This window comes from Pseudomonas sp. P4_C3 (assembly GCF_056402075.1).
The window spans coordinates 1-5,540 of record NZ_JBFUIC010000271.1 but is presented as its reverse complement, the minus strand read 5'-3'; the positions used below and the strand labels follow the sequence as shown (position 1 = coordinate 5,540).

Annotated in this window: 5 protein-coding genes; 2 read left to right on the top strand and 3 right to left on the bottom strand. The window is 62.1% G+C overall.

Annotated features, from left to right (window positions below; translation table 11 throughout):
* The first annotated feature begins 58 nt into the window (after window positions 1–58).
* Together AC1DVH_RS25375 and AC1DVH_RS25370 are read left to right on the top strand one after the other, a co-directional pair.
* Window positions 59–739 carry a heavy metal response regulator transcription factor gene (locus tag AC1DVH_RS25375; RefSeq protein ID WP_007995297.1) on the top strand — a complete coding sequence of 227 codons (681 nt, stop codon included), beginning with the start codon at window positions 59–61 and terminating at the stop codon, window positions 737–739.
* Window positions 739–2,088: a heavy metal sensor histidine kinase gene (locus AC1DVH_RS25370; RefSeq protein ID WP_477756118.1), complete on the top strand. Its 1,350-nt coding sequence runs from the start codon at window positions 739–741 to the stop codon at window positions 2,086–2,088. The genes AC1DVH_RS25375 and AC1DVH_RS25370 overlap by 1 nt, the downstream gene beginning before the upstream one ends.
* Before the next feature lie 64 nt (window positions 2,089–2,152).
* On the opposite strand, the gene AC1DVH_RS25365 is transcribed toward AC1DVH_RS25370, so the two are convergent.
* The 3 genes from AC1DVH_RS25365 to AC1DVH_RS25355 form a co-directional block, all read right to left on the bottom strand.
* Window positions 2,153–3,397: a lipoprotein-releasing ABC transporter permease subunit gene (locus tag AC1DVH_RS25365; RefSeq protein ID WP_414873149.1), complete on the bottom strand. Its 1,245-nt coding sequence runs from the start codon at window positions 3,395–3,397 to the stop codon at window positions 2,153–2,155.
* Between the two features lie 63 nt (window positions 3,398–3,460).
* A complete protein-coding gene (gene lolD, locus AC1DVH_RS25360) occupies window positions 3,461–4,144 on the bottom strand; it encodes a lipoprotein-releasing ABC transporter ATP-binding protein LolD (RefSeq protein WP_218428817.1) in 684 nt (227 codons plus the stop codon).
* 7 nt (window positions 4,145–4,151) lie between these two features.
* Window positions 4,152–5,402, bottom strand: a complete 1,251-nt coding sequence (locus tag AC1DVH_RS25355; RefSeq protein WP_477756117.1) for a lipoprotein-releasing ABC transporter permease subunit — start codon at window positions 5,400–5,402, stop codon at window positions 4,152–4,154.
* Window positions 5,403–5,540: the final 138 nt, after the last annotated feature.

The window sequence follows — 5,540 nt, the reverse complement described above, 5'->3', positions numbered from 1 at the left end:
ACCTGTATGAACGCTGCCCACGGTATAAAGCGTTCGTTCCATCTGCCAAGAGCTGCCCATGAAACTGCTGATCGTCGAAGACCAACCGAAAACCGGCCATTACCTGCGCCAGGGCCTGGCCGAGGCCGGGTTCAACACGGAACTGGTGGCCGACGGCAACACCGGCCAGCAATTGGCCCTCAGCGGCGAATATGCCCTGCTGATTCTCGATGTGATGCTGCCCGGTCGTGACGGCTGGCAGATTCTGCAAGCGGTGCGCAGCGCTGGCCTGGACACGCCGGTACTGTTTCTGACAGCACGYGACGCCGTGGAGGACAGGGTTCACGGCCTCGAACTGGGCGCCGATGACTATCTGGTCAAGCCGTTTGCCTTCTCCGAACTGCTGGCGCGAGTGCGCAGCCTGTTGCGTCGCGGCAGTGCCACGCCGCAGGAGACCAGCCTGCAACTGGCCGATTTGCGCCTGGACCTGATCCGTCGCCGGGTCGAACGCAGCGGCCAGCGTATCGACCTGACCGCCAAGGAATTCGCCCTGCTGGAAATGCTCCTGCGCCGCCAGGGTGAAGTCCTGCCCAAGTCGCTGATTGCGTCCCAGGTCTGGGACATGAATTTCGACAGCGACACCAATGTCATCGAGGTGGCGATCCGTCGTCTGCGCCTGAAGATCGACGATGAATTCCCCAACAAACTGATCCACACCGTGCGCGGCATGGGTTACGTCCTCGAAGAGCGCCCCGCCTGATGCGCCGGCTGTCCTTGAGCAGCCGCCTGGCGCTGTTGTTTGCCGCCTGCACCGCCGTGGTGTCGTTGTTCGCCGGGGTGCTGTTCAGCCGCGCCAGCGAGGCGCACTTCATTGAGCTCGACCAGCAACTGCTGGACGGCAAACTGATTGGCTTGCGTCGGGCCTTGCACGACTTCCCGTCGAGTGACAGCGAAACGAAGCTGGCGGAGGAATTGAGCCGGCAGGCTGGCCTGCCCCTGCGAATCACCGGCAGCGACGGCCAGCGCTGGTATGACAGCTCGACCAACATTCCCCAGGTATTGCCGCGCCAGCCCGGATTGTCGACGGTAAGCCATGACGGCATGGATTACCGCGTCCTGAATGCACCRCTTTTCGCGGACAAACCCGAGTCACCGCAACTGACCTTGCTGCTGGACATCACCCACCACCAGCACTTCCTGCAACGCATGCAGCATTTGATCTGGCTGACCGTCGGCCTGTCGGCCCTGGCTACCGCCCTGCTTGGCGCCTGGGCGGCACGCAGCGGTTTGCGCCCGTTGCGGCGGATCAGTGCGGTGGCCAGCGGTGTTTCCGCGCAATCGCTGAACGCGCGGTTGCCTGAAGAAAACATGCCGCCGGAACTGGCGGAAATGGCCCACAACTTCAACGCCATGCTCGGACGCCTCGACGACTCGTTTCAGCGCCTGTCCGCGTTCTCCGCCGACATTGCCCATGAACTGCGCACGCCATTGTCGAACCTGCTGACCCACACCCAGGTCACCCTCACCCGCCCTCGCCCCCTCGAGGACTATCGCGAGGCCCTGCACAGCAACCTCGAAGAATTGCAATGGATGGCGCAACTGGTCAATGACATGCTCTATCTGGCCAAGGCTGACCATGGGTTGTTGATGCCCAAGCGCGAAGCGCTGGAACTGGCCGAAGAAGCAGACCTGCTGCTGGAGTTTTTTGCGCCACTGGCGGAAGACGCGCGGGTGACGCTCGCACGGGAAGGTCATGGGAGTCTGGAAGGCGACCGCAGTATGTTGAGGCGAGCATTGTCCAACTTGCTGGATAACGCGCTACGTTTTACCCCCGCCGACGGCGAGGTTCGGGTAAATATCGTCGAGCAAGCGAATGGCCTGAGATTGAGCGTCGAAAACACCGGGAGCGGGATAGACGCACAGTTACTGCCGAAGCTGTTTGACCGTTTCTACCGTGCAGACCCGGCACGCCGCGAAGGCAGCAGTGAACATGCGGGATTGGGATTAGCGATCACCCAGTCGATCATCCGCGCCCATGGCGGGCAGATTCGTTGTGAATCGGAGAATGGGTGGACGCGGTTTGTGATCGAGTTGCCAAGGGGGGATTGAGGCTGGCAGGACCGGCCTCTTCGCTGGCAAGCCAGCTCCTACGAAGAGCTGGCGGTGTCAGGTCTTACGAATAGCGCAAAGCGTGAGCCGGCTCGATCTTCGCTGCCCGCCACGCCGGGTAAACCGTGGCCAGGAAGCTCATGACGAAGCCCGCCGTGCAGATCAGCGCCACATCCGCGCCTTGCAGCTCGGACGGCAGGTTGCTGACGAAATACACGTCGGAACTGAAGATATGCTGCCCGCTGACCCGCTCGATCCAGCCCACGATCTGGCTGACGTTCAGCGCGGCAATCACGCCCAACACACCGCCAATCAGGGTGCCGACGATACCGATCACCGTGCCCTGCACCATGAAGATCGCCATGATCTGCCGTGGCGTGGCGCCGATGGTGCGCAGGATCGCGATGTCCGCACCCTTGTCGTTCACCACCATGATCAGGGTCGCGATGATGTTGAACGCCGCCACCGCGACGATCATCAGCAACAGCAGGCCGATCATGGTTTTTTCCATTTTCATTGCGCTGAACAGGCTGCCCTGGGTGTGGGTCCAGTCGTCTGCCTTGTAGGCGGCGCCCAGCCCCGTGGCGATGTCGCTCGACACTTGCGGCGCGGCATACAGGTCCTTCACCGCCAGGCGCACGCTCTGCACCTGATTCGGCTCCCAGTGCTGCATCTGCGCGGCATCGGCCATGTGGATCAGCGCCATGGTGCCGTCCAGCTCCGCACCGACCTTGAACACGCCGACCACATTCAGCCGCTGCATGCGCGGGGTAATGCCGCCCGGCGCATTGCTGACTTCCGGCACGATCAGGGTGATCTTGTCGCCAACGTTCAAGCGGAAGCGGCGCGCCGTGATCTCGCCGATCACCACGCCGAATTCGCCCGGCTTCAGGGCTTCGAGACTGCCCTGGACAATGTGCTTGGCGACGATGGATACCTGGCCTTCCAGCGCCGGGTCGACACCGCTGACCTGGATTGGCTGCATCGTGCCCTTGTAGGACAGCATGCCCTCCATCTCGGTGAACGGCACTGCCGCCGTCACTTCCGGGTTTTTCATCGCCGCCGCTGCCACGGGTTTCCAGTCATCAATCGGATTGACGCCGACGATGGTGGCGTGCGGCACCATGCCGAGGATGCGCGAGCTCATTTCGCGCTGGAAGCCGTTCATCACCGACAACACCACGATCATCGCCAGAACGCCGAGGGCGAGGCCGATCATCGACGTCATCGAGATGAAGGAAACAAAGCGATTGCGGCGCTTGGCGCGGGTATAGCGCGTGCCGATAAAGATCGATAACGGTCTGAACATTCGCTGGGGCACCGTATGGAAATAATAGACCCGACGCCTTTCCAGACATCGGGTTTCAGCCAATCAGATGGGAGTGAGACAGCCTTCCTGCAGGTGCAGGACGCGGTCCATCTGGCGGGCCAGGTTCATGTCGTGGGTCACCACCAGGAACGCCGTGCGCATCGAGGTGCTGAGTTCCAGCATCAAGTCCTGAATGCCCTGGGCGGTATGGGAGTCGAGGTTGCCGGTTGGCTCGTCGAGCATCACCAGGCCCGGTGTGTTCACCAGGGCGCGGGCGATGGCCACGCGCTGACGCTCACCACCGGACAATTCGGCCGGCTTGTGCTCCAGGCGATGGCCCAGCCCTACCCGCTCCAGCAACGCCGTGGCACGCTGGCGCGCTTCGGGGATCGCGGTCTTGCCGATCAGCAGCGGCATGCAGACGTTTTCCAGCGCGGTGAATTCCGGCAGCAGGTGGTGGAACTGGTACACGAAGCCGAGGGCACGATTACGCAGCAGGCCGCGTTTCTTCTCGCTCAACGCCGACAGCTCCTCGCCGTCGAGCCAGACGCTGCCCTTGGTCGGCGTATCGAGGCCGCCCAGCAGATTGAGCAAGGTACTTTTGCCCGAGCCCGACTTGCCGACGATCGCCACGCGCTCGCCCGGGTGCAACTCCAGTTGCAGGTCGGCCAACACTTCCACCGACTCCGGACCTTCCTCGTAGGACTTGCCCAGGCTGCGGCAGCTCAAGATTGCTTTATCACTCATGCCCGACTCACTCATAACGTAGCGCCTCCGCAGGCTGGGTGCGCGCGGCACGCCAGGCTGGATACAGGGTGGCGAGGAAACTCAGGACCAACGCCGCAGAGCAGACCATCACCACGTCCTGGCTCTGCACTTGCGATGGCAGGTAATCAATGAAGTACACGTCGGCGTTGAGGAACTTGTGGCCGATCAGGCCTTCGAGGGCCGCAATCGCGGCACTGACATTCAGCGCCGCGAAGATCCCGACCACGGCGCCGATCACGGTACCGACCACGCCAATGACCGTGCCTTGCACCATGAACGTGCGCATGATCGTGCCYGGCGTGGCGCCCAGCGTACGCAGGATCGCGATGTCGCCCTTCTTGTCGTTCACCACCATCACCAGCGTGGATATGATGTTGAACGCCGCGACCGCGACGATCAGCAGCAGCAACAGGCCGATCATGGCTTTTTCCATGCGGATCGCCTGGTACAGGTTGCCGTGGGTGCGGGTCCAGTCGCGGGCGTAGTAGCGGTCTTCACCGAGATCGCGGGCGATGCTCCACGCGGTGCGCGGTGCCTGGAACAGGTCGTCGAACTTCAGGCGCAGGCCCTGGACCTGATCCGGCTTCCAGCGGTGCAGCCGGGCCAGATCCTGCAGGTTGGTGACGCCCAGGTAGCCATCGAGCTCGCCGGCGCCGACATGGAAGATGCCGACCACGGTAAAGCGCTTCATGCGCGGGAACATCCCGGCCGGGGTCACGGTGACTTCCGGTGCGACGAAGGTCAGCTTGTCGCCGATCACGGCTCCGAGCTTGGTCGCAGCCTTGTCGCCGATGACGATGCCGAACTCACCCGGCACCAGATCGTCGAGTTTTCCCTGGGTCATGAAGTGATCGATGATCGACACCTGGCGCTCTTGCGCCGGGTCGATGGCATTGAGCAGGACTTTCGAGACCTTGCCGTTATTGGTCAGCAAGCCTTGCATTTGCGTAAACGGCGCCACGGCCGTCACCTGCGGGTTCTGCTTGACCTTGGCCGCCAGGCTTTGCCAATCGCTGATCGRCTCACCGGACTCGATGGTCGCGTGGGGCACCATGCCCAGCACGCGGGTGCGCATCTCATGATCGAAGCCGTTCATCACCGAGAGCACCACGATCATCACGACCACGCCAAGGGCGAGCCCGATCATCGAAGTCAGGGAAATGAATGACACAAAATGATTGCGACGCTTTGCACGGGTGTAACGCGTGCCGATAAATACGAAGAGAGGTCTGAACATGTCGGGGCTTGTTCGGAGGGAAAAGGAACGTCCTTGTGGCGGGGGTCGATAACCAGCTTTACACTCAGACCACCGCCGCTACCATGGGTTCGCCATGTCGACATTAGATGAAGAAGATCGCCRCGAATACTACCGTAT